Consider the following 23,949-nt stretch of genomic DNA (forward strand, 5'->3'; position numbering starts at 1 on the left):
TTCCCATCTTGTTTAAGCGTCCATTATACCAAAAATGCCGCCACCTTTTTCCGCTTCTTCAGCAACGTTGCGGAAAACTGCAAACATTTCTCTACCGAGACCAATACCAGGGTCTTTTTCTCTAGTGGCCCGTGGACGAGAGAGAAAGTCGTCGGGTTGAACTGTTAATGTCCCAGCATTTGCATCAAGCGAAATGAGATCACCATCTTGGATGCTGGCTATTGGTCCCCCTGCAAGAGCTTCTGGTCCCATGTGGATTATTGCTGGGAATTTCCCAGAAGCTCCAGACATGCGACCGTCTGTAATAAGGGCAACTTTAAAGCCTTTATCTTGAAGAAGCCCCAGAATAGGTGAGAGGCCGTGTAATTCAGGCATACCATTCGCTTGCGGTCCCTGAAAACGCACCACAATAACAACATCACGGTGTAGTTCACCTTTTTCAAAAGCATTTTTAACGGCGTGCTGTGAATCGAACACAGCTGCTGGAGCTGAAACTTTCCGATTTTCTTCTTTTACTGCTGAAATTTTAATAATACCGCGGCCGATAGGGCAGTCTATGAGTTTTAAACCACCATCTTTCGCCATAGGGTTGTCTTTTGTACGAAGAACGTCCTCGTTTAAACTTTCTTCAGGCGCAGCTTTCCATGTGAGCGTTTCACCATTCATAGTTGGTTCTTCACAATAGCGCTCTAAGCCGCCATCACCTGCAACAGTTGTTACATCATTATGAACGAGGCCAGAAGCAAGAAGCTCACGAACAACAAAACCCATTCCTCCTGCAGCATGGAAATGGTTCACATCAGAAGGGCCATTGGGATATATTTTACATAAAAGTGGTGTGACATCAGCTATATCTTGGAAGTCAGACCAATTTATCAGGATACCTGCTGCCCGAGCGATAGCTGGAATGTGCAAAGCATTATTGGTAGAGCCACCTGTAGCCATCAAGCCAACGACCGCGTTCACAATTGAGCGTTCGTCGATGACTTTGCTAATTGGTGTGTATGCCGCTTCACCTTTCATATGAGATATAGCTGCAGCTTGTTGAGCCGCTGCTTCCGTCAGGGCAGTACGAAGATTTGTACCAGGAGGCACAAAAGCAGCACCAGGAATATGCAAGCCCATCATTTCCATCATCATTTGATTGGAATTTGCAGTTCCGTAGAATGTACATGTTCCGGCAGTGTGATAACTTTCGCTTTCCGCCTTTAGAAGTGCGTCTCGCCCGACTTCGCCTGCTGCATATAGCTGACGAATACGTTGTTTCTCGGGATTGGGCAGACCAGAAGGCATTGGCCCTGCAGGCACGAATATACCGGGTAGCCAGCCAAATCGTACAGCTGCAATAAGCAGACCCGGCACAATTTTATCACATATTCCAAGATATAATGCGGCATCGAAAGTGGAGTGGCTTAATGCCACTGCGGTGCTCAATGCTATGGTGTCACGAGAAAAAAGCGACAATTCCATGCCGTCTTGCCCCTGAGTGACACCATCACACATTGCTGGCACCCCACCAGCAACTTGAGCCGTCGCACCAACTTTTCTGGCTGCTGCCCGAATAATATCTGGATATTTTTCATAAGGCTGGTGAGCGGAGAGCATATCATTATAGGCTGTCACAATACCAATATTGGGCCATTCAGCGCCCAACATCGCGTTTTTATCATGTATGGGACAAGCAGCAGATGCGTGAGCGAGGTTTCCATCGGTTAAACGAGATCTCGCCGAGGCTGTCGGTCGCTGACTGTCCATCAATGATAGATAGGATGCTCGCGATTTTTCAGAGCGTTTGATAATCCGGTCTGTTACGTCGGCTATTGTTTTATTTATCGGTGAAACTGCCATGGGACTGTCTCCAAATCTGTGGCCTAGATTTTATGTTGAATGTCTATTCAGCGGAGTCTAAGCGCTTCCAATATCGATTGTCTTTTGCAAGCAACACGTCTGCAGTGGAGGGACCATCACTACCCGCAGGGTAAGTTTCCATAGGTCTATCATCGTCAGCCCAAGCTGCGAGTAGGGAATCTGCCCACACCCAAGCTTGTTCAACTTCTTCACGCCGCATAAATAGCGCAAGATTTCCACGCACGACATCCATCAATAGACGTTCATAAGCGTCTGGATAGCGTATCATGAAATTGTCAGCCCAAGATAGGTTGAGAGGTAGAGATTTTACGCGCAATCCACCCGGACCAGGTTCCTTGATCTGCAAGAATAGGTGAACACCTTCATCGGGCTGCAATCTGATAATTAGCTTATTTGGTGATGCACCGCTTTGCATTCCGAAAATTGAATGTGGAGCTGGTTTAAATCTTATCACGATTTCCGACTGACGAGATTGTAAGCGTTTTCCCGTACGCAGATAGAAAGGCACGCCTTGCCAGCGCCAATTTTGAATCTCAGTCTTTAGGGCGACATAAGTTTCGGTCCGGCTGCTTTTCTTTTCTTCGGGAAGTTCGTCCTTATACCCTTTAACAGTTGCGCCGTTTATCGTGCCCGCGCGGTATTGTGCGCGAACAGTGCATTCTCGCGCGGAAGCTGCATCAAATGATTTTAACGCACGCAACACTTTGATTTTTTCAGTCCGCACGTCATCAGCGTCAAGTGAGTTAGGTGGTTCCATTGCTGTTAAACACAATAGTTGCAATAGATGGTTTTGGACCATGTCTCTTAGCGCACCGGAGTTGTCATAGTAATCCGCACGGCTTTCTAACCCAACAGATTCGGCAACAGTGATTTGAACATTATCGACTGTGTTTCTATTCCATAACGGTTCAAACAGCATGTTCGCAAAACGTAATACCAAAAGGTTTTGAACTGTTTCTTTGCCGAGATAATGGTCAATACGGAAGATTTGATCTTCCTCAAAGACGCTTCCAACACCAGCATTGATTTCTTGCGCTGTTTCTAAATTGCGGCCAATGGGTTTCTCCAGCACCACACGTGATGTCGGGGTCACTAGACCTTTATCGCCGAGGTTTTTACATAATGGTGTGTAGAGACGGGGAGCCATCGCTAGATAGAAAACACGAGGGCGATCATCTTTTGCAACACATTTTTTCAGGTCTGCCCAGTTTGACTTAGGATCCGTCGCGTCGATTTGGACGTAATGAAGCAATTTCGCAAAATTGTTAAATTTTTCGTCGTTTAACTCGCCTTGTTGGGCTTCGAGGCAAGCTTCACGGGCAAACGCAATAAACTCATCTTGCGTCCATTCACTACGAGCGGTTCCCACGATATTACAAACATCGGGAATTTGATTGTCTTTGAAACGATGAAATAGTGCAGGAATTAGTTTTCGTTTGGATAGATCGCCGGTTCCACCGAAGATTACTATATCAAACGGATCTACAGGAATGAATTCAGCCATCAGGTTTCTCGCTCTTCAAATCAGTCTATGTCATGTTTCGACAAAGGTATTTTGGCGCAATCAGAATACTAATTCGGGTAGAATTCTATCTAAACAGACCAAAATGATCGCGCTATCATTTTTACCTTATAGATGAAGTTTTTAATTTGTATAGGCTCGATTACTAAGCATTTTTGCAAGTTCTAGTGTGCGTCTTATCCCTTTATACGGGAATAGTTTTGACCCTATAAGCTGAATCGGTCAAATTCAAAAAGAAATAGTTGGTTATTAGTTAGGTAAATGCCTATCTAGTAGGCTGTTTGTCGGAAATTCATCAAGGTAGGAAAACCAAATAGTGGTGGACATTGCCAAAAGCGCGCTACGCAACGCGTTCGATAATAGAAGTTGGAGACTGGGTAATGAATAAAAATCTAATAGGTATCTTGGCTTCGTTGGCATTGTTTATTCTTCCCGCAGGATGTTCAGCAGAAAAAGTTGAGCTAAATGATGGTGCGACTGAAGCTCAAGGCCCAGCGATTTGGCGCACTGGAGATGAAGACACGACTGTCTATCTTTTTGGAACAGTGCATGTTTTGCCGCCAAGTCTGGTTTGGCGTAATACCAAATTCAACGAAATTTTCGACCAAGCCGATATTGTGTATTTTGAAGCGGATGTCTCTGGGCAAGACCCCGCCTTAGTAAGAGCAATATCAAAATTGGGTTTTATGCCCATCGGTGAAGATCTATTTTCTATTTTGTCATCCTCAGAACGTGATGAAATCGTGGAAGCGATTAAAACCCTAAATTTGCCAAGCGCAGCTATTGCTAAAATGCGCCCATGGTTCGCTGCAATGGCGATCACATTACAAACAATCGAATCAATGGGGCAGGACCCTGAATCTGGTGTCGAGCAGGTTTTGCACCCAGAAGCAAAAGCTGCAGGAAAAGAGTTGCGGTATTTTGAAACCGCAGAAGAGCAGCTCTCTTTCATGGCAAACTTGGATCAAAGTGTTCAAGTGAATATGTTGATGGAGACGGTTCGCCAAATCGACGATATAGGCAAAACAATTATCGCAATGGACAATGCGTGGGTCGTTGGAGATGTTGCAGGGCTTCATGACATCGTAATGTCTGATCCTTCAATGGCTTCTGATGAAATGATGGAAGTCATGCTTGAAAAACGGAATCAAAACTGGGTCGTGGAGTTGAATAGAGTTGTTGAAAAAGAAGAAGGCGTCTTTTTCGTAGCGGTGGGAGCAGCTCACCTTGTTGGCGACAAATCAGTGGTTCAAATGTTGAAAGATGGTGGATTTGACGTCACGCGCCTTCAATAAAGCCGCATAACAAAAAGGACGTTGATTTTATCAACGTCCTTTTTGCGTATATGTCTTCAACTATTATTTAGTTGGATCTTGCTCGCTACCTTTAAGAACAAAGCGTCTGTCGCAATATTTGCATTCGACGATGTCGTCCTCGACCATGTCATACCAGACCAATGGATGACCAAGTGCTCCGCCACCACCATCACAAGAGGTCTTGTGGCCATCGATAACAATGATTTCGTGTTGAATATCTGTGTCTTGTGTTTGTGTCATGATAAAACTGATTTTTGGGTTGCTGACTTTTCTTCTTGGTAGAGTGCGTTTGTGCTTTGCGTCAATGCTAAACTCACTCTGTCAGTTATCCAATTGCTTGTTTGACCGCAGCAACGACATCTTCAACCGCCTTATTCATCATGGATTCCTCTTCGGCTTCAGCCATGACCCGAATGAGAGGTTCCGTTCCTGATTTGCGAACAACAAGACGACCTTTAGAGCCTAATTCTTCTTCAACATCTTTCATCACTTGTTTAACAGCTTTAGTTGTAAGCGGATCTTTGCCTGAGTAACGAATATTATCGAGGCGTTGTGGTGCTTTATCGAAAACATGAGCAACTTCAGATACTGGCTTTCCTGTTTTGCAAACAACTGCAAGAACTTGCAAAGCTGCGACGAGACCGTCACCAGTTGTTGCATAATCACTCATCACCACGTGACCAGATTGCTCACCTCCAAGGTTTACCCCGTTTTCACGCATATCCTGAACAACATAGCGGTCTCCCACTTTTGTACGACGAAGTTCAATGCCGATTGATTTTAGGAAGTTTTCTAGTCCAAGATTAGACATGACAGTTGCTGATATCGCAGGTTTGGACAGCTTGCCTTCTTCTTTCCAGCTTTGAGCAATCAAACCAAGAACTTGATCACCATCTATGATGATCCCTTTTTCATCGCATAAAACGACGCGATCAGCATCACCATCAAGTGCAATACCTATGTCAGCCCGGTATTTTAAGACCGCCTCAGAAAGCGCGCGCGTATCAGTTGAGCCGCATTCTTCATTGATGTTAAAACCATTTGGTGAAACACCCAAAGAAACGACTTCTGCGCCTAGCTCGTATAAAACTTTAGGCGCGACTTTATAAGCTGCCCCATGTGCGCAATCGACGACAATGCGCAATTTGTTCAAGCGCTGACGGCGCGGGAAGGTGGCTTTTACGATTTCCACATATCTAGATTGTGCATCATCTATTCGGCTCGCTTTACCCAGTTTGGCAGACGCAGCCAAATCTGCATCCATTGGGCGTTCCATAAGCGATTCGATTTCAAGTTCGGCTTCATCCGATAGCTTAAAACCGTCAGGTCCAAATAGTTTTATTCCATTGTCTTGATAAGCGTTGTGAGAAGCTGAAATCATAACGCCCAGATCTGCACGTAAAGATCGTGTAAGCATTGCAACACCAGGAGTTGGCAATGGTCCAAATAATACCACGTCCATTCCAGCGGCTGTAAATCCAGCGGTAAGTGCTGGTTCGATCATATAACCTGATAAGCGAGTATCTTTTCCTATAACAACGGTGTGGCGACGCTCATTATCTTGTTTAAAATAGCTTGCCGACGCCATTCCCAGCCGCATCACGACTTCAGGTGTCATAGTGCCTTTATTGGCAGGCCCACGAATTCCATCAGTTCCAAAATACTTGCGTGACATTTATGGTTGATTCCTCGTCGCTTGGGTCGATCTGAAAGATTCTGTCTTTCCACTACGATGCAATTAGCAAGCTATTTGTAGTTGGAAAAGGCATAACGGCTCTGAATTCTTTTAATAAAACTATTTGAGCATGATTATTCTGCAAGTTTTAGCTACATATTTCGTGTGAATGAATCTTATCATAACCGTCCCCCTTTTAACGAAGCATCTTCTCACCTACGTGTATGACAAACAATAGCAGGTATTATTTACAGCTGCGCCCTAAGTTAGTGGAGCCAAACATGAATTCTCAAAACACTTTTCCAGACTTCGCTATAGAATTGACAGGGCTTCAAAAAACATATGAAGCCAAAGGGAAGATGGAAGCAAAGCGTGCGCTCAAGGGGATTGACCTTAAAATTCCGCGCGGCTCTATTTTTGGATTGTTGGGGCCAAACGGCGCTGGAAAATCAACATTGATCAATATCATGTCAGGACTTGTCAATAAATCCGAAGGGCAAGTTAAAGTATGGGATTATGATCTGGATACGAACCCTCGTGAAGTCGCGTCTGCATTGGGTGTCGTCCCCCAAGAAGTCAACATGGATCCATTTTTTACACCCCGTGAAAGTATGGAGCTTATGGCTGGTTTTTACGGTGTGCCAGAAAAAGAGCGTAGATCAGATGAAATTCTTGAGGCGCTAGGGCTTGGCGACAAAAAAGATGCATATGTACGTCAACTTTCTGGCGGAATGAAGCGTCGTTTGATGGTTGCAAAAGCAATGGTGCACACGCCGCCAATACTAATTCTTGATGAACCTACAGCTGGGGTAGATGTAGAACTGCGTCGTCAATTATGGGAATATGTAAAAGAATTACACGCAAAAGGGACAACAATTGTCCTGACCACGCATTATCTTGAAGAAGCCCAAGAGATGTGCGACCAGATTGCGATCATCAATCATGGAGAAGTTATTGCGTGTGAGAGTACGGATACTTTGTTGTCTCGCATGGATCGAAAAAAATTAATTGTTCATCCAGAAACGGCAATTGATGAAATACCGGAAACGTTAAAAGACTTGGATATTGCTATGCGCCCAGACGGAGCACTGATTGTTTCCTATCGAGCAAACGAGACTCGTGTCATGGATCTATTAAATCGTATGCGTGAATCTGGAGTACGTATTAAAGATCTCGCCACAGAAGAGGCTGATCTAGAAGATGTCTTTGTTTCAATGACGCGCGAAGAGGCATAACAATCCCTTCAAAACTGAATTTCTATACTAAAACTCTCTGATCAGGATATTTATTATTCTGGTCTCTGTTTTATTTAAAATAAAACAATCGAAACAAAGGCCAATACTTTGACGGAATTGTATATTGCAATTAGAGATTAGTTGAGTTTTGGGTGGGGTGAACATCAGTTGAGTTTCGCTAATATAACACATAAGTGGAATAGAAGTAATTCTAGTTGTGTCACTTTGGACGACTGATTATCTCTTCATCAAATAGCTAGATTAAAGTTGCTCCTGTTTATTGATAGGCGTGGCAATCGAAGAAGATTGATGAATAAATGTCGAAGAACGAAATTTCCAAAGATCGTCTAACGCACCTTCAGCGTTTGGAAGCTGAAAGCATTCACATCATGCGTGAGGTTGCAGCTGAGGCTGAAAAGCCGGTGATGCTGTATTCAGTGGGTAAAGATTCCGCTGTGATGCTGCACCTTGCAAAAAAGGCCTTTTATCCATCCCCGCCACCATTTCCATTGATGCATGTAGACACAACATGGAAATTTAAAGCCATGTATGAGTTGCGAGAGAAAGCAGCAAAAGATGCAGGCATGGAGTTGATTGTCTATCAAAATCCTGAAGCTAAAGAAAAAGGGATTAATCCATTTGATCATGGCTCACTTCACACAGATATGTGGAAGACAGAAGGGCTAAAACAAGCGCTTACAAAATATGGCTTTGATGCAGCCTTTGGTGGCGCACGTCGTGATGAAGAAAAGTCTCGCGCAAAAGAGCGTATCTTTTCGTTTAGAACAGCTAATCACAGATGGGACCCGAAAAACCAACGTCCAGAGCTTTGGAAGCAGTATAATATGCGCAAAGCTAAAGATGAAAGCATTCGTGTTTTCCCAATATCCAACTGGACTGAATTAGATATCTGGCAGTACATCCACCTAGAAAACATCGACATTGTTCCCCTTTATAAAGCCGCTATGCGTCCAACAGTCGAACGCGATGGCATGCTTCTCATGGTTGATGATGAACGTTTCCCGCTTAAAGACGGTGAAGTGCCTGAGATGAAGTCTATTCGTTTTAGAACGCTTGGTTGTTACCCGCTTACAGGTGCGGTCGAGTCTGAAGCGGCAACCCTTCCAGAGATTATCCAAGAAATGCTCCTGACAACGACTTCCGAGAGACAAGGTCGTGCGATTGACCATGACCAATCAGCATCTATGGAGAAGAAAAAGCAGGAAGGGTATTTCTAAAATGACCACTGAAACAACAAATACTCATGCCGATAAAGCTTATGAAGCCGAAGCCCTTATAGGGCAGGATATTGATGCCTACCTTCTAAAGCATCAGCATAAATCCATGTTGCGCTTCATCACATGTGGATCTGTGGATGATGGAAAATCTACACTTATCGGTCGTCTGCTTTACGATTCAAAAATGATCTTTGAAGATCAGTTGGCAAGCCTAGAAAATGATTCAAAATCTGTCGGTACACAAGGACAAGAAATAGATTTTGCACTGCTTGTTGATGGATTAGCAGCAGAGCGCGAGCAAGGTATCACTATTGATGTGGCTTACCGCTTTTTCGCGACAGAAAAACGCAAATTTATCGTTGCTGACACACCAGGACATGAACAATACACCCGCAATATGGTGACAGGTGCGTCTACGGCTGATCTTGCTGTTATTTTGATTGATGCGCGTCAGGGTGTTCTCACACAAACAAAACGCCATTCCTACCTTGTGAACTTATTGGGCATTAAAAATGTCGTACTTGCCGTCAATAAGATGGACCTTGTTGATTATAAAGAAGAGCGATTCAACGAAATTGTTGCGGACTACAAAATATTTGCTGACTCAATTGGTATGTCTGCTTTTACCGCGATCCCGATATCGGGCCTTGCTGGTGACAACATTGTCGACAAAAGCGTAGCAACACCTTGGTATACTGGTCCGACACTTATCTCGCACCTCGAAGAAGCACCGCTCAATGATACACTGATGGCAGAACGCGACTTCCGCATGTCTGTGCAATGGGTAAACCGTCCAAACTTGGATTTTCGCGGTTTTTCAGGGCTGATAACATCTGGAACTGTTCGTCCCGGCGACGCTATTCGGGTACTCCCATCGGGTAAAACATCTACCATTAAGTCCATTGTAACGATGGATGGTGATCTTGAAGTGGCGACTGTCGGTCAATCTGTGACTTTGACATTCAATGACGAGATTGATTGTTCTAGGGGAGATATCATTGCTGCTTCTGATGCGCCGCCTGAAGTTGCTGATCAATTTGAAGCAACAATTGTCTGGATGGCAGAAGAAGAAATGCTGTCAGGACGTCCGTATCTTTTAAAGATAGGTTCAAACACCGTATCTGCCACAATCACTGAACCCAAATATGAAGTGAATGTGAATACCGCAGGTCAGTTGCCGTCAAAAACTTTGAAGTTAAATTCTATCGGTGTGTGTAACATATCAACGTCTAAACCTGTGACGTTTGAAAGTTATAGCGATAATCCTGATATGGGTGGGTTTATCCTTATAGACCGAATGACGAATGCGACAGTTGCCGCAGGTATGATCCATTTTGCGTTGCGTCGGTCTCAGAACATCCATTGGCAAGCTGTAGATGTTGATCGTGAGGCTCATGCGGCCCAGAAAAACCAAACCGCGCGATTATTGTGGTTCACAGGTTTGTCTGGCTCAGGAAAATCAACAATTGCAAACCTTGTCGAGAAAAAACTGTTTGCTGCTGGTAAGCACACATTCTTGCTTGATGGTGATAATGTGCGTCATGGGCTAAATAGAGACCTTGGCTTTACCGATGCTGATCGGGTTGAAAACATCCGCCGCGTGGGTGAGGTTGCAAAACTCATGACGGATGCTGGCTTGATCGTCATGACAGCCTTCATCTCGCCATTCCAAGCCGAACGACAAATGGTGCGTGACCTTTTCACTGAAGGTGAATTTATCGAAGTGTTTGTTGATACACCGCTTGAAGTGGCGGAGCAGCGTGATGTTAAAGGACTTTATAAGAAGGCGCGCGCTGGAAACCTGAAAAACTTCACGGGTATTGATAGTCCTTATGAGGCCCCTGCAAACGCAGAAATTCGGGTAAACACCGTTGAAATGTCTGCGGATGAAGCCGCTGATCTAATCGTTGAAAAGTTGATGGCATTATGAGTGAACTAAGTGATGCGCAATTAGCGGCAGAGCTTGCTGACGCTGCGGGAAAGATACTTTTAGAAGTTCGTGCGTCGGGGCTAGTCGACGGAAAAGCATTAGGAAAAACAGGGGATGAAACCTCAAATGCTTTCTTGATGCAGGCACTGGCGCACCAGCGGCCAGATGATGCGGTTCTGTCTGAAGAAAGTAAGGATGATAAATCACGCCTTGAAAAGTCACGCGTGTGGATTATCGACCCTGTTGATGGCACGCGCGAATATGGCGAAGGGCGTACTGATTGGGCGGTGCATGTCGCACTATCTATAGATGGAAAACCGTCCATCGGAGCTGTTGCTTTGCCGGGGATGGATTTAGTCTTGCGCTCTGATCAGCCACCTGCACTAAAACCGATGAATAACCCGCCCAAAATGTTGGTGTCACGCTCTCGCCCTGGTAAAGAGGCGACAGCTGTTGCCGAAGCTATGGGAGCTGAATTGCTTCCAATGGGCTCAGCTGGTGCTAAAGCAATGGCTGTTGTGCGCGGCGAGGCAGACATTTATCTGCATTCTGGCGGGCAATATGAGTGGGACAATTGTGCACCAATCGCCGTCGCAAATGCAGCAGGATTGCACACCTGCCGCATGGATGGATCAGAATTCAAATATAATTGCGATGATACTTATCTTCCTGATCTATTGATCTGCCGCCCCGAGCTTGCTGATGCAGCCCGCAAAGCAATAGACGCTCTTAATCTAGATTAAGCTACTATTTTAGCGTTTTAGCTTAGTAGATAGGATGACAGCTGTACTTGTGCGTTCGACTCCATCAATCTCGATAAGGCCGTCAATGGCTTTGTCGAGCATTTCGACGGTTGTAGATGACACAATAACGATGAGATCATAATCTCCACTTACTGAATGAATTTCTTCAACAGACGTATTGTCTTTGATCTTTGCAATGACGCTGTGAGTCTTCTTAGCGTCAAGCGTGACGGATATATGCGCGCGAACACGTGCTTTTTGGTAGGCTTCAGATAGCACGACTGTATAAGAAGATATTACGCCTGCTTCTTCAATTTTTTCTAATCGTTTCTGTGCAGTAGATCTCGATACACCTAGGGTGGAGGCTATATCTGTAACACTCATTCGTGCATTTTCTCGCAAGACATTTATAAGCTGGTCGTCTTTTTCAGTAATTGACATTCGAATCCTCGTATTTCGCAATGCGAATGTTAAAAGCATTAAATAGTATAAAAATCCACCCCAATATGCACAAAAGAATACTGTTTTTTGTTTCTTAAATTTGCTCTGCTTAGTCCAAACGGGAGAAGTTTATGCAACGTCGTAGTCACATATTTCCAACTTATGCACCGCCAGCAATTCAATTTGAACGTGGGGAGGGTGTCCGTCTCTGGGATACAGAAAGACGGGAGTATTTAGACTTTATTTCAGGTATTTCGGTCAACACTTTGGGACATGCACACCCCGATTTGATAAAATCGCTCGAAAATCAGGCACAAAAACTATGGCATTTGTCTAATATGTTCGATGTGCCTGGTCAATCTGAGCTTGCTGACCGTTATTGTGAACTTAGTTTTGCCGACCGAATCTTCTTTGCGAACTCAGGTGCAGAGGCTGTTGAATGCGCGTTGAAGGCGGCAAGACGCTATCATTTTGAAAAAGGTGAGCCGGATCGAATCGAAATTATCGGTTTTGATGGCGCGTTTCATGGACGCACATATGCGACGATAAACGCTGCTGGTAATCCAAATTATCTAAAAGGCTTTGGTCCTGCTTTGCCGGGATATACCAAATTGCCATTTGGAGACATGAATGCATTTCAAAATGCCTTAAGTGACAAAACAGCTGCTGTTATAATTGAACCTGTTCAAGGTGAGGGGGGCTTGCGTCCCGTTCCACTTGCTGACCTCACATTGATGCGAAAACTTTGTACGGAAGCTGGAGCATTATTAATCTATGATGAAGTGCAATGCGGCGCAGGGCGTACAGGTAAACTATTTGCCCATGAATGGGCCCAAGATGCGACACCAGATTTGATGGCTACCGCGAAAGGCGTAGGGGGAGGTTTTCCTCTAGGGATGACTTTCTCAACCGAAGAAGTGGCGCAATATATGGTGCCCGGTACACATGGCACAACATATGGCGGCAATGCTTTAGCCGTTGCTGTCGGCCATGCCGTTCTTGATCATATTTCCAAACCCAATTTTCTTCGCCATGTTGAAACTGTTTCCGAACAGATCCGTGATGGCTTTGAAGCTATTAAATCTGAGGTTTCAGATTCAATTGTAGACGTGCGCGGTAAGGGGCTTCTTATAGGAGCAAAACTTGCAGTTTCCAACATTGCTGTGCGCGATGCTACGCGTGATTTGGGGCTTTTAATCGGGGTTGCAGGTGACAATGTTGTGCGTCTCGCTCCCGCTCTGAATGTATCATCAGTAGATGTCGAAGAAGCGATCAACCGTTTGAGAAAAGCGCTGATATCCGTGAAATCACAGGAATCTGAGAAAGAGTTGGTTTAACATGTCATCTATCTCAGGATTATATGTCGTGCGTGCGATTGATCCATCAGATCTTGAAGGCTTTTTCGCGCTTGCTCAAATCTCTGGACCCGGTTTCACAAGTTTACAGCCCAATATGGAATATTTGAAGCGTTATATTGACGCTTCCATGGAGAGTTTCGCAAACCCAGATGTAAAGAAATCTCAGAAATTCCTACTGGTGATGGAAGAGCTAAATACGGGCAAAGTTGTTGGTTGCGCCGCTGTGAAAACAAAAATCGGTATTGAACGTCCATTTGTCGATTTTGTGATGAAAGATGGACGTGGAAACCCGACAAAAGATGTTCGCAATGCTCTGTATTTGGACCCAGATCACGCATTTGACGGTGCAACGGAAGTAGGGTCTCTCTTTATGCATCCTGAGCATCGTAAAGGCGGTTTGGGCAGATATCTGGCTAAATCACGTTATATGTTGATCGGGACAGCCCCAGAAGTATTTTCCAGTCCAATCATTGCCGAATTGCGCGGTAATCAGGATGCGAGCGGAAAATCACCATTTTATTCAAGCGTCCATAAAGCGCGTTTACAAAAGACTTTTGAAGAAGCAGATGAATTCATCACGCATGCCGATGATGAAGGCATGAAAGCAGTGATACCGACAGCTCCTATTGTCATAGAAAACCTTCCGCCTGAAGCGCATAAAGCTATAGGTCAACCACATGAAAGCGGTGTGGGCGCTTATCATCTCTTGATGAAAGAAGGCTTCTCACAAACTGCAATTGTCGACCTTTTTGACGCTGGACCAATCATGTCAGCCTCATTTGAAGACCTTGCAACCATCCGCGAAAGTCGGAATGTCAGATTGAACATCAAGAGCATACCAATTGACCCAAAATTGATGATGGTCAGCTCTACCAAATTGTCCAGCTTTAGGGCTGTGATTGGTGAGTTTGAATGCGATGAAACATCTGTCTCACTAAATGTTCAAGCAGCAACAGCCCTAACAGAGAATGACGGTGCAAATGTGCGATACTGGACACGCCCAGATGAACATAAGCATATCGGATTGCGAAGAGATGAGCGAGGCAGCATAAGCAAAACCGAAAAGGTTTATGAATAGCTATGGTTCAAACACATGTAAGTTCAGACCATATCCGTCAGCATTTTACTGCTGCAATGTCTAAAATGTATCGCGAAGAAGTCCCTGCCTATGCGGACCTTGTTGATATTGTTGATGACGTCAATTCTGAAACGATTGCTCAAAATTCTGAAGTAAGAAATAAAATAGAAGCAGAAGGCGGTATCTCCACCTTAAATGCTGAACGTCATGGTGCTATCCGGGTAGGAAAACCGGAAGAATTACACATATTACGCCGCGCTTTTGCGGTGATGGGAATGTTTCCAGTGGGGTATTATGACCTCTCTGTTGCGGGCCTACCTGTCCATTCAACAGCATTTCGTCCCATAAAAGCCGACGCGCTCGCCAAAAACCCGTTTCGTATTTTTACCTCACTATTGCGGTTAGACCACATTGCAGACGAGAAGCTAAGAAATATTGCTGGTGATATTCTGTCCAAACGTCAAATCGTGACGAATAGGGCTATCGAGCTTATTGAGCAGGCTGAAATAAAGTCAGGCCTATCTCACTCGCAAGCAGAGGAGTTTGTTTCTGAGTTGTTGGAAACTTTCCGTTGGCATTCAAAGGCATGTGTTGATGTCTCAACATACAAATCACTAAAAGATCAGCATCCGCTTATTGCTGATATTGTGAGCTTTGCCGGCCCGCATATCAATCATCTGACACCGCGTGTTCTTGATATCGATGAAGCGCAAAGACGTATGCCACTCAGAGGTTTGAACCCTAAAGATTCTATCGAAGGCCCGCCCTTAAGAAAGTGTCCAATCTTATTGCGTCAAACGGCATTCAAAGCTTTGAACGAAGCCGTTAAATTTGCTGACGAAAATGATGAAGACACTATGGGAAAACACACTGCACGATTTGGAGAGATAGAGCAGCGTGGAATAGCACTAACGCCCAAAGGCCGTGCGCTTTATGATGAACTCCTTGCAAACGCAAAAAACAAATCATCACAAACGGATACACCTGAATCCAAAAGCTATTTTGATATTCTAAAGGATGAGTTTCAGGCATTTCCAGATGATTGGGACGTCATGAGAAAAGAAGGTCTTGCTTATTTTTATTATCAACTCACGCAAGCAGGCAAAGTCGACGCAAATAGCGGTGGTCTGCGTCAATCATTGGAGGCGTTAATAAGTGACGGACTGGTTGAAGCTATACCCATTACCTATCAAGATTTTCTTCCTGTAAGTGCAGCCGGTATATTTAGATCAAATCTGTCTTCCAATGACGAAAAGCTTTATGCGTCGGATGCCAATCAAGCACAGTTCGAGGAAGATCTGGGCGCAACAGTGCAAGACCCTTTTGCACTGTATGAGATGCAGCAAAATCACTCGATAGAGAAGTGTTTGAAAATGCTAAATCCTGTTGGCTGCATAGATTAATTTACGGTTCCAATAGAGTGCCTTTTAAAGGGCATCAACGCGTTGTTGATGCCCTTCTTTTTGTTCTATTTAACCGATCTGGCGCGCTTGGGGCCAAGCACAATAATCTGCTGCATAATATGCACTTGGACGTGCGTTGCCTGATAGGCCGGGGCCACCAAATGGCATAGCACCAGAAGCACCTGTTGTTGGACGGTTGCGGTTCAAAATACCCACTCTGAGGCGCGCTTGTGCATATTCCCAAACACTATCATCAGACGTCACGACGCCCGCAGATAATCCAAAGCGCGTCGCATTTGCTAATTTGATTGCTTTATCTAAATCATCTTCACGGTAAACCTGCAGGAATGGTCCAAATAATTCCTCATCTGGCGGCGTTTCAGCATCCGTCATATCAATGATTCCTGGGCGCACAATCCCTGTGCCTTCAACCATATCTGAAAGAGGTTTTATGAGGTTTCCGCCGAGTTCAACGCGTTCATTCTGGAAAGCAATTGCTTGTTCTACTGCACGCGCAGACACCAGAGGGCCAAGATAGACATCTTTCCCATCCCACGGCCCAATTTTGACTGCATCAATTTTACCAATAACCGCGGCAAGGATTTCATCGCCTTGCTTTTCAGATGGCAAAATTAAGCGTCGTGTACAGGTGCAGCGCTGGCCAGTTGTTACGAAGGCTGATTGGAAGACAATTTCTGCGGCGGCTTCAATATCATCTGTTTTGTGAATGATAAGCGGGTTATTGCCGCCCATTTCAAGCGCGAGCATAATATCTGGTCGACCTGCAAAATGCTTGTGAAATGCCGTTCCAGTATGGTGTGAACCCGTGAAAAGCAAACCATTAATATCTGCGTTTAAAAGTGCCTGACCTGTGTCTCGTCCGCCTTGGACAACGTTTAAACATCCAGCTGGCAATTCTGCTTCATCAAAAGCGTCCACCATAATTTTAGCAACACCGGGCGCGAGTTCTGAAGGTTTGAAAACAATCGTATTCCCAGCGAGGAGTGCGGGAACGATGTGACCATTTGGTAGGTGGCCGGGGAAATTAAATGGACCAAAGACAGCCATAACGCCAAAGGGGCGGTGTGTCAGAGATATAGCTCCAAAATCAGCTTCTTTTGTCCAGCTTCCAGCTCTATCATTTTGAGCGGTCATGGACCCTGCAATTTTGGCAATCATTGCACCGGCTTCCGTGATGGCTTCCCACGCAGGTTTACCCATATCACGGCTAATTGCGTCCGCTATTTCCTGTTTACGGTTTCCAAGCGCGGTAGCGTAATTTTTTAAGATTGTGTCGCGCTCTTCTTGAGGTTTTAACGACCAAGTATCGAATGCGTTGCGAGCTGCTGCTGTAGCGTTGTTCACTTGGTCGGCATCCGCTGCCTGGTATTTACCGACAACCGAACCATCTGATGGTGATATGCTGTCGAAAGCAGATCCGTTACCTTGGCTCCAGACCCCATTTATATATGTATCTAATGTCATTGGTTTAGCCCTTAATCCATGAGCGATTTAATGTGTGCAGCGTCTATTCGACCATCTGCAAGCCGGTTCAGTATGAGCGTGGTCAGTCCTGCGCGTTCGGCAAAGCTATCGAGAACAACAAATTCATCAGACGAATGAATGTTGCCGCCGCGAACACCAAGTGTGTCAATATTGGGCGTGCCGGCCTGAAAGACGTTATTGCCTTCACAAACACCGCCGGTATCTTGGAATGTGAGTGACAGCCCGAGTGCGCCTGCTGTTGCATCTACAACTTCGAAAAGGCGTGATTGCGCAGCATTTCGTGGCTTAGGTGGGCGATAGAAACTGCCAATCATTTGTGCTGAAATACCGTCGCGTTTAAGAACTTTCTTCAATAGGGTTTGAAGGGAGCGTACTGCTAGATCAGCACGTGTTTGATCGGGTGCGCGTATTCCCAATCTTAGCACCGCATTGTCAGGCACAATATTTACGGCATTGCCGCCATCTATTGCGCCGACATTGAAGGTTACCGTATCCATTGCGGCATCAAGTTTTTCAACACCTAAAGCAAATTCTGCGGCTGCAAGTATAGCGCTGCGACCAGCCTCTGGTGCGCGTCCAGCATGGGAGGCTAGGCCTTTAAAGACTATGTCATAAATTGCAGAGCCTTTCCGGCCGCCAGACATAGCACCCGATTCCATAGCGGGTTCAAAGGTAAGGCCGATATGTGCAGTCTTAGCTGCTTTCGCAATAAAGGGCGCACTTGCAAAATTTCCAGTCTCTTCATCAGGGCTAAGCGTGATTGAATAGCCTAGTTTGTCCTTGTGTGGGCCTGCTTCAAAAGCCTTTAATGCTTCAAGCATCACAACAATTCCACCCTTCATATCGGCTAGACCGGGGCCATTTAACTTTCCATCACCAATATCTTTGATGTCTTCAAATGTGCCTTCGGGAAAAACAGTATCGTAATGTCCGGTCATAACCACTTGCACAGGTGCATCTGATCTAGACGTAACAGTGATAACTGGCCCGGATTGGAAATAGGTTTTGTCGCCTTGGTTGTTTATCTTTTCGATGGCAGGCGTTTTATGCGATTCTACTACGGCATCTAGTTCGCCAAAAGCTTCCACCAATAGGGGAGCGAAACTTTCTAATCCAACAGCGTTCCAACTGCCTGTATTAATCTTAGCCCATTCAACCGTTTTTGCGATCATTGCGTCATGTCGTGAATGAATTAAATCTAAAGCCGTGACATCTTCAGAAGTCTTCTTTGCCAACGCGAAAATATCTTCTTTTGTTAATGTCATGAATATGCTCCGGCCTTTTGGAATTCATAAATAGACCCAAGATCCATGATCTGAGTCAGTTCATCCAAAGCAGCGCGCGTTTCGTTCAGCAGTTTTGGGTCGCCAAGATCAGCAGGCGCAAGTGCTTCGCGATAATGGGTTTTTACCCAGGTCTCTAAGCGATCTATTTTTGAATGGGACATAATGGCTGGCTGGTGCATTTTAGCGAGCTCGTCATCGGTGAGCTGGACCCGAAGACGCAGACATGCAGGACCGCCGCCATTACGCATGCTTTGGCGTAAATCCATGTAGATAGCCTGCTCAATCGGGGTGTCGCCCGCCACACAAGCATCGGCAAAGCTTTTCGATGCTGCATTCTCCTGTGCATCAGCAGGTAAAATCAGCGCCATTTTGCCATTTGGCAGGGTAATTAATTGGCTATTGAAAAAATAAGATTGGATAGCATCTTCGATAGGAAAGTCTTTGTTCATTGCAGTCACAAAAACCGGATCAAAACCTAAAGGCTCCGCTTTGCGCCGAATAATGTCCTGCAAAGCAATTAAATCGTCAAAAGCAGCCTCATGGAACAGTAAAACCGGACCATTAGCGACACACACTACATCATTGTGAAATGCGCCTGCATCAATGGCGCGATTGCTTTGACGAACGAAAAGGGTGGTTGCATCATTAAGCCCGTGAAAACGAGCAACAGCCTGACTCGCTTCTAATGTTTGGCGTGCAGGGAATTTAGCGACATTCTCGCTATTGTTTAGCGCTTCGCGTCCGTAAACAAAGACTTCTAAGCCTTTATCGGCATGAGTTTTACATAGACGGTTATGATTGGCAGCACCTTCATCACCAAAGAGCGTGTTTGCGGGTAATGCTTCATGTACCGAAAACGCGCTTTCGTCAGCAAACAATTTGCGCAAAATGGTTTCGGCCTGCGGTCCTTCAATACTGCGATGTGGCATTGCTGAAAGGTTTGCTGGTGTGAAATGAACCTTTCCATCCGCAGTATCGCAACTTGGCGAAACCGTCGCAGCATTTGCTGTCCACATACAAGAAGCGGATGCGTAATTACTAACTAGGACTGGGCTTGCTTTATAAGCTGCCTGCAATACGTCAACATCTGAGCCTGTAAAGCCAAGCTTATGCAAACCTGCCATGAAGGGGCGTTCTTGCGGCGGCATAACTGCTTGAGTAAGTCCCAAATCAATCAGTTTTCGCATTTTTCCTAGCCCTTGTAGGGCTGCACCTTGCGGATTTGAAATTTGGCCTTTGTTGGATTTAGAAGCCAAATTTCCAACTGACATGCCGCCATAATTATGCGTTGGGCCAACAAGTCCGTCGATATTGATTTCATGAGTCATGGCAATTCCTTATTTGTTGGCACTAGCAAGGTCGGCAAGTCGGTCGCTATGGCGTGTTGCAGCGATCCAAAGTTTTGCCGTTTCAGATAGTTCAAAAGCATTGGCAACGCTTTGGGGAGCCACATTGTTTCGAAGGTCTGCTTTTGCAATTGTCGCTCTAAAGTCGGTTTTATGACCAGAGAACAGCATGGAATAATCGCCTTCTACATCGTCATCCAAAGTTTGGGTCCGAACTGCTGTTCTTGCGATAGATGTGTCCGAGATCTCGCATTCAATGGCAGGACCACCGTCAAACACGTCACATAGGTCTGTTTTTTTGAAACCTGCATTCATAAGCAAGTCCATAGCTTTGCCCGACAAACGATGAGGTCGTCCAATGAAGTCCTGTGTCTCAGGGGGCAGGAGGTTTAAGAGAATCGGCAAACTTGGAATCAATTCAGCTATAAAGCGTCCATCTTCAGAGCTAAGTTCATCTGCTTCCTTAAATGGAAGGTCTATGAATTTTGATGCGATAAAATTCCAAAATGGCGCTTCACCATTTTCGTCAAGCCATCCTCGAATATCGGCCATCAAAGTTTTGGAAAAAAAATCTCTGTGTTGATCTATGAATGCCAACCTACCTAATGAGAGCAATCTACCAACACCGCCGCCACGCACTTCTTTTGAGAGGAACAGAGTAGCGAGTGCTGTGTTACCATCGAATTCTGTTGAAAATTGTAGGCTATCATGTGCTGTTTTTAAGCTCGGGGTCGTAGAGCGCCGTGTGTGACGGCTCAATTTAAAGCTACAATAGGGGCGTTCACGACCAAGCCTGGGCAATATCGCTGACATACCGACGACTTTTCCGTCCATTTCGACAACGAAGAAAATCCGGTTTGCGGATTCGTCGCCAGATAGAAAGCGCTGAGTTTCATCAATATAAGCAGCTATTTTTTCAGGCGTACGAGGAACTGTTGTGAGGCCGGCCCCTAATGAGCTGGTAAGAGCAGCTAAGCCGTCAATATCGGCGGGCGTTGCTAGTCTGAAAATATTCACAGAAGAATTCCTTTTAAACAGTCTGGATGACACCCTATGATAGGCAAATGAATAACGTTTACTATGGCGTTTCTGATATCAATATGATGGTTTGGCTTTCCATTTGGTGTGAGAATGCATACATAGCGCCTAGAAATTTATAAGTTGAGGAGTCTGCTGTGAGCGACACATCGAGCGTTAAAGCTCTAAATTCTACCGTCGAAATTGCTTGCCCGCGTGGGAATATCAAAATTGGACCGGATGCTCCTCTGACATTTTTTCTTGGGCCTTGCGCTTTAGAAAGCCGCGAACATGCATTGTTTATGTCGAATGCAATTCTAGAAATAGCTGACAAATTGGGCGCACAAGTCGTTTATAAGACTTCATTTGATAAAGCGAACCGGACGAGCATGTCGGGTTATCGCGGCCTGGAGCTAGATGAAGCGTTAGATATCTTTGCTGAAGTTAAGGATAAAACTGGATTGCCAATGCTGACCGATGTTCACTTGCCGGATCAGTGTGAAAAAGTGGCCAAGGTTGTTGATGTTCTTCAGATACCAGCATTTCTTTGCCGTCAAACAGATATGCTACAAGCTGCAGCGGAGACTGGTGCTGTTGTAAAAGTGAAAAAAGGCCAATTCCTCGCACCTTGGGACATGAAAAATGTCGTAAACAAGCTGATCTCTATGGGGGCAAAGGATGTCTTGCTTACAGAACGTGGCTCCTCTTTTGGGTATAATGCATTAGTGACTGATATGCGCGGCCTACCTGAAATGGCAGCCATGGCACCAGTTGTTATTGATGCCACTCACTCCGTCCAACAACCGGGTGGAAAAGGTGGTTCCACTGGCGGTCAACGTGAATATGTTCCCGTTATTGCTAAGGCTGCTGTTGCTGTTGGTGTTTCAGGTGTTTTCCTTGAAACACACCAAGATCCGGACAATGCACCTTCAGATGGACCAAATATGGTTATTTTATCTGAACTTGAAAAACTGATGAGTGAGTTGATTCAGATCAATGCGCTCGTGAAAAGTTTCTAACTTAAGTCTGGTTTGAATTTGGTATAAAAGCCGCACTTTGAAAATCAAAGTGCGGCTTTTTGTTTTTGGATTTCGGATTGAATGCGTGAAAAAACGTTTTCAAACATTTCAGTGGTGAGGCGACCCGTATTCGTATTATAGCGAGAGCAATGGTAGCTATCTATCATTGTTAGTGCGCCATTGGGGCCGTTAAGCTTATGGATAGCGGCATGGGCGAATTTGTAATTCGATAATTTGCCACCAAGCGTTCTAACTGTTGAATCGTGAGCGATTTTTCCAAGCGCCAATATGACTTTCAGTTGTGGTAGGTGCTGCATTCTGGAAACAAGAAACGGTCTGCAATTATTGATTTCTGGGCCGGTAGGTTTGTTTTGAGGCGGGACGCAGCGCACCGCATTTGTAATCATAGCGTCTACGAGTTCTAGGCCATCATCTGAACGAGAATCGTATTTCCCTTTAGAAAACCCGAATTTTTCAATCGTTGCGTAGAGCAAGTCGCCAGCATAGTCACCCGTGAACGGACGCGCTGTCCGATTGGCTCCGGTAACACCCGGTGCTAGGCCTACGATAAGCAATTTTGCGTTTGATGGTCCAAAAGAGGGTACAGGCGCGTTAAACCAATTAGGTTCTTTTGCACGGTATTCTTCTAGATACTCCACGAGACGTGGACACCTGTCACAATCAGAAGGAGCTTCTGGTGGAAAATTTTCAGTCATGAAGCCTCTGTTGGTTGTCTCATTGCGGCCTACAAACAGATTTGTATACAAGAATTGTCTAGACTAAATTGTTAGCTAGTCTTCCTCATCCTCCAATTCGTCATTTTCACGACCAATTATTTTGACTAAGTCACTTAGATCAATAAAATTGTCTGCTGAGCGCCTTAAATCATCTGAGATCATGGGGGGCTGTGTTTTTACGGAAGAGACGACAGACACGCGTAGTCCTCGGTTTTGAAGAGCTTTTACGAGAACGGTCAGATCGCCATCTCCAGAAAACAAAATGGCATGATCAAGTTTGTCGGCCAATGTGAGCATATCAACTGCGATTTCAACATCCATATCACCTTTGACGCGGCGACGGCCGGCTGCGTCAGTAAATTCTTTGGCAGGTTTGGTGACGACATTATAGCCATTATATTGTAGCCAGTCGACGAGTGGCCTTATTGGCGAATATTCTTCATTTTCGATTAAAGCAGTATAGTAATAGGCTCGTAGTAGGCGGCCCTTTTTTCGAAATTCGCTCAAAAGTCGTCTGTAATCTAGTTCAACGTTTAGTGTTTTTGCGGCAGAGTATAGGTTTGCACCGTCAATAAACAGGGCTATCCGCTCATCTTTATAAAAGGCCATACAAATGTTGCTCCCTACAACACGGGTTAGTACAAATGACAACACTATAAATGGGCGCGGACAGGGAGGCGTATATGTCGCCTTGGGAAGCAATTCCGCATTTACTGATCATGAGGAACAGCAGCTTGAAGGTGCGGGCCTGTTTCAATCTGTCCTGCGCACTCTTGAGTGTGCCGGTATAAAAACATTGCATAAATCTAGTATTTGGGTGTCCCCCGCGTGGCCAGACCCTAATCTTGGTGAATTTTTCAATGCTGTGGTCGAGTTAGCCCTTATTTGCGATGACGCGCAAGCACTAATGCATTTGCTACTTAAAATAGAGGATGAGTATGGGAGGGTTCGAACAGAAAAAAATGGTGCTCGTACTTTAGATTTAGATTTGATTGATTTTCGATGTCAGGTCAAAATTTCAACTGATGAGAGTAATTTGATTTTGCCTCATCCACGTATGCATACTCGATCATTTGTCCTATCGCCGTTGATGGAAATTGCACCTGATTGGCATCATCCATTAAAAGAGGCATCAATTGAATATATGGTTCATAAAGCTCAAAAACATTGGCCGTGCAGAAAATTCGGACCGTTTTGATATCAAATAATTGAAATAGTCATGAATTGATC

The 23,949-nt window shown here is 45.0% G+C and carries 21 protein-coding genes; 10 read left to right on the forward strand and 11 right to left on the reverse strand.

Translation table 11 applies throughout. From position 1 onward, the window contains the following. Positions 1-12: 12 nt before the first annotated feature. Both edd and zwf read right to left on the reverse strand, forming a co-directional pair. Positions 13-1,848, reverse strand: a complete 1,836-nt coding sequence (gene edd / locus HBAL_RS07745; protein ID WP_015827384.1) for a phosphogluconate dehydratase — start codon at positions 1,846-1,848, stop codon at positions 13-15. 43 nt (positions 1,849-1,891) lie between these two features. Further along, positions 1,892-3,373: a glucose-6-phosphate dehydrogenase gene (zwf, locus tag HBAL_RS07750; protein WP_015827385.1), complete on the reverse strand. Its 1,482-nt coding sequence runs from the start codon at positions 3,371-3,373 to the stop codon at positions 1,892-1,894. Between the two features lie 398 nt (positions 3,374-3,771). Here zwf and HBAL_RS07755 point away from each other — a divergent pair, with 398 nt between their 5' ends. Further along, positions 3,772-4,686, forward strand: a complete 915-nt coding sequence (locus tag HBAL_RS07755; protein ID WP_015827386.1) for a TraB/GumN family protein — start codon at positions 3,772-3,774, stop codon at positions 4,684-4,686. A gap of 63 nt (positions 4,687-4,749) precedes the next feature. Here HBAL_RS07755 and HBAL_RS07760 read toward each other — a convergent pair whose 3' ends face one another. Both HBAL_RS07760 and glmM read right to left on the reverse strand, forming a co-directional pair. Then, a complete protein-coding gene (locus HBAL_RS07760; protein WP_015827387.1) occupies positions 4,750-4,947 on the reverse strand; it encodes a zinc-finger domain-containing protein in 198 nt (65 codons plus the stop codon). Positions 4,948-5,032: 85 nt separating this feature from the next. Further along, positions 5,033-6,382, reverse strand: coding sequence for a phosphoglucosamine mutase (glmM, locus tag HBAL_RS07765; RefSeq protein WP_015827388.1), 1,350 nt, complete (start codon positions 6,380-6,382; stop codon positions 5,033-5,035). Positions 6,383-6,663: 281 nt separating this feature from the next. Here glmM and HBAL_RS07770 point away from each other — a divergent pair, with 281 nt between their 5' ends. From HBAL_RS07770 to HBAL_RS07785, 4 genes are all read left to right on the forward strand, one after another. Continuing rightward, a complete protein-coding gene (locus tag HBAL_RS07770) occupies positions 6,664-7,617 on the forward strand; it encodes an ABC transporter ATP-binding protein (protein WP_015827389.1) in 954 nt (317 codons plus the stop codon). Positions 7,618-7,934: 317 nt separating this feature from the next. Further along, positions 7,935-8,855, forward strand: a complete 921-nt coding sequence (gene cysD, locus HBAL_RS07775) for a sulfate adenylyltransferase subunit CysD (protein WP_015827390.1) — start codon at positions 7,935-7,937, stop codon at positions 8,853-8,855. A gap of 1 nt (position 8,856) precedes the next feature. Continuing rightward, positions 8,857-10,785, forward strand: coding sequence for a sulfate adenylyltransferase subunit CysN (gene cysN, locus HBAL_RS07780; RefSeq protein WP_015827391.1), 1,929 nt, complete (start codon positions 8,857-8,859; stop codon positions 10,783-10,785). After that, a complete protein-coding gene (locus HBAL_RS07785; protein ID WP_015827392.1) occupies positions 10,782-11,528 on the forward strand; it encodes a 3'(2'),5'-bisphosphate nucleotidase CysQ in 747 nt (248 codons plus the stop codon). The genes cysN and HBAL_RS07785 overlap by 4 nt, the downstream gene beginning before the upstream one ends. Positions 11,529-11,537: 9 nt before the next feature. Here the strand turns inward: HBAL_RS07785 and HBAL_RS07790 are convergent, their stop codons facing one another. Further along, complete coding sequence (locus HBAL_RS07790; RefSeq protein WP_015827393.1) at positions 11,538-11,969, reverse strand: Lrp/AsnC family transcriptional regulator; 432 nt, start codon at positions 11,967-11,969, stop codon at positions 11,538-11,540. A gap of 131 nt (positions 11,970-12,100) precedes the next feature. Between HBAL_RS07790 and HBAL_RS07795 the strand changes: the two genes are divergently transcribed. Genes HBAL_RS07795 through hglS form a run of 3 tightly spaced genes read left to right on the forward strand, consistent with a single transcriptional unit; the run spans position 12,101 to position 15,808 of the window. Then, positions 12,101-13,306 carry an aspartate aminotransferase family protein gene (locus HBAL_RS07795; RefSeq protein ID WP_015827394.1) on the forward strand — a complete coding sequence of 402 codons (1,206 nt, stop codon included), beginning with the start codon at positions 12,101-12,103 and terminating at the stop codon, positions 13,304-13,306. A gap of 1 nt (position 13,307) precedes the next feature. Continuing rightward, a complete protein-coding gene (locus HBAL_RS07800; protein WP_015827395.1) occupies positions 13,308-14,405 on the forward strand; it encodes an arginine N-succinyltransferase in 1,098 nt (365 codons plus the stop codon). Between the two features lie 2 nt (positions 14,406-14,407). Then, on the forward strand, positions 14,408-15,808 hold the full coding sequence (gene hglS / locus HBAL_RS07805) for a 2-oxoadipate dioxygenase/decarboxylase HglS (RefSeq protein WP_015827396.1): 1,401 nt from the start codon (positions 14,408-14,410) through the stop codon (positions 15,806-15,808). Between the two features lie 69 nt (positions 15,809-15,877). Here the strand turns inward: hglS and astD are convergent, their stop codons facing one another. From astD to HBAL_RS07825, 4 genes are read right to left on the reverse strand one after another with little or no spacing between them, the layout of a single operon-like run. Next, positions 15,878-17,293: a succinylglutamate-semialdehyde dehydrogenase gene (gene astD / locus HBAL_RS07810; protein WP_015827397.1), complete on the reverse strand. Its 1,416-nt coding sequence runs from the start codon at positions 17,291-17,293 to the stop codon at positions 15,878-15,880. An 11-nt stretch (positions 17,294-17,304) separates the two neighbouring features. Next, positions 17,305-18,579: a hydrolase gene (locus tag HBAL_RS07815; protein ID WP_015827398.1), complete on the reverse strand. Its 1,275-nt coding sequence runs from the start codon at positions 18,577-18,579 to the stop codon at positions 17,305-17,307. Beyond that, positions 18,576-19,928, reverse strand: a complete 1,353-nt coding sequence (astB, locus tag HBAL_RS07820; protein WP_015827399.1) for an N-succinylarginine dihydrolase — start codon at positions 19,926-19,928, stop codon at positions 18,576-18,578. The genes HBAL_RS07815 and astB overlap by 4 nt, the downstream gene beginning before the upstream one ends. Before the next feature lie 9 nt (positions 19,929-19,937). Beyond that, entirely contained in the window at positions 19,938-20,963 is a 1,026-nt protein-coding gene (locus tag HBAL_RS07825) for an arginine N-succinyltransferase (RefSeq protein ID WP_015827400.1), read from the reverse strand. Between the two features lie 158 nt (positions 20,964-21,121). On the opposite strand from HBAL_RS07825, the gene kdsA reads away from it, so the two are divergent. Then, on the forward strand, positions 21,122-21,982 hold the full coding sequence (kdsA, locus tag HBAL_RS07830; RefSeq protein WP_015827401.1) for a 3-deoxy-8-phosphooctulonate synthase: 861 nt from the start codon (positions 21,122-21,124) through the stop codon (positions 21,980-21,982). A 44-nt stretch (positions 21,983-22,026) separates the two neighbouring features. Here the strand turns inward: kdsA and HBAL_RS07835 are convergent, their stop codons facing one another. Together HBAL_RS07835 and HBAL_RS07840 are read right to left on the reverse strand one after the other, a co-directional pair. Then, positions 22,027-22,698, reverse strand: a complete 672-nt coding sequence (locus HBAL_RS07835) for a uracil-DNA glycosylase (RefSeq protein ID WP_015827402.1) — start codon at positions 22,696-22,698, stop codon at positions 22,027-22,029. Positions 22,699-22,773: 75 nt separating this feature from the next. Continuing rightward, entirely contained in the window at positions 22,774-23,328 is a 555-nt protein-coding gene (locus HBAL_RS07840; protein WP_015827403.1) for a LabA-like NYN domain-containing protein, read from the reverse strand. 4 nt (positions 23,329-23,332) lie between these two features. On the opposite strand from HBAL_RS07840, the gene folK reads away from it, so the two are divergent. Next, on the forward strand, positions 23,333-23,917 hold the full coding sequence (gene folK / locus HBAL_RS07845) for a 2-amino-4-hydroxy-6-hydroxymethyldihydropteridine diphosphokinase (RefSeq protein WP_015827404.1): 585 nt from the start codon (positions 23,333-23,335) through the stop codon (positions 23,915-23,917). Positions 23,918-23,949 lie beyond the last annotated feature (32 nt).

It is taken from the genome of Hirschia baltica ATCC 49814, assembly GCF_000023785.1.
Lineage (GTDB): Bacteria > Pseudomonadota > Alphaproteobacteria > Caulobacterales > Hyphomonadaceae > Hirschia > Hirschia baltica.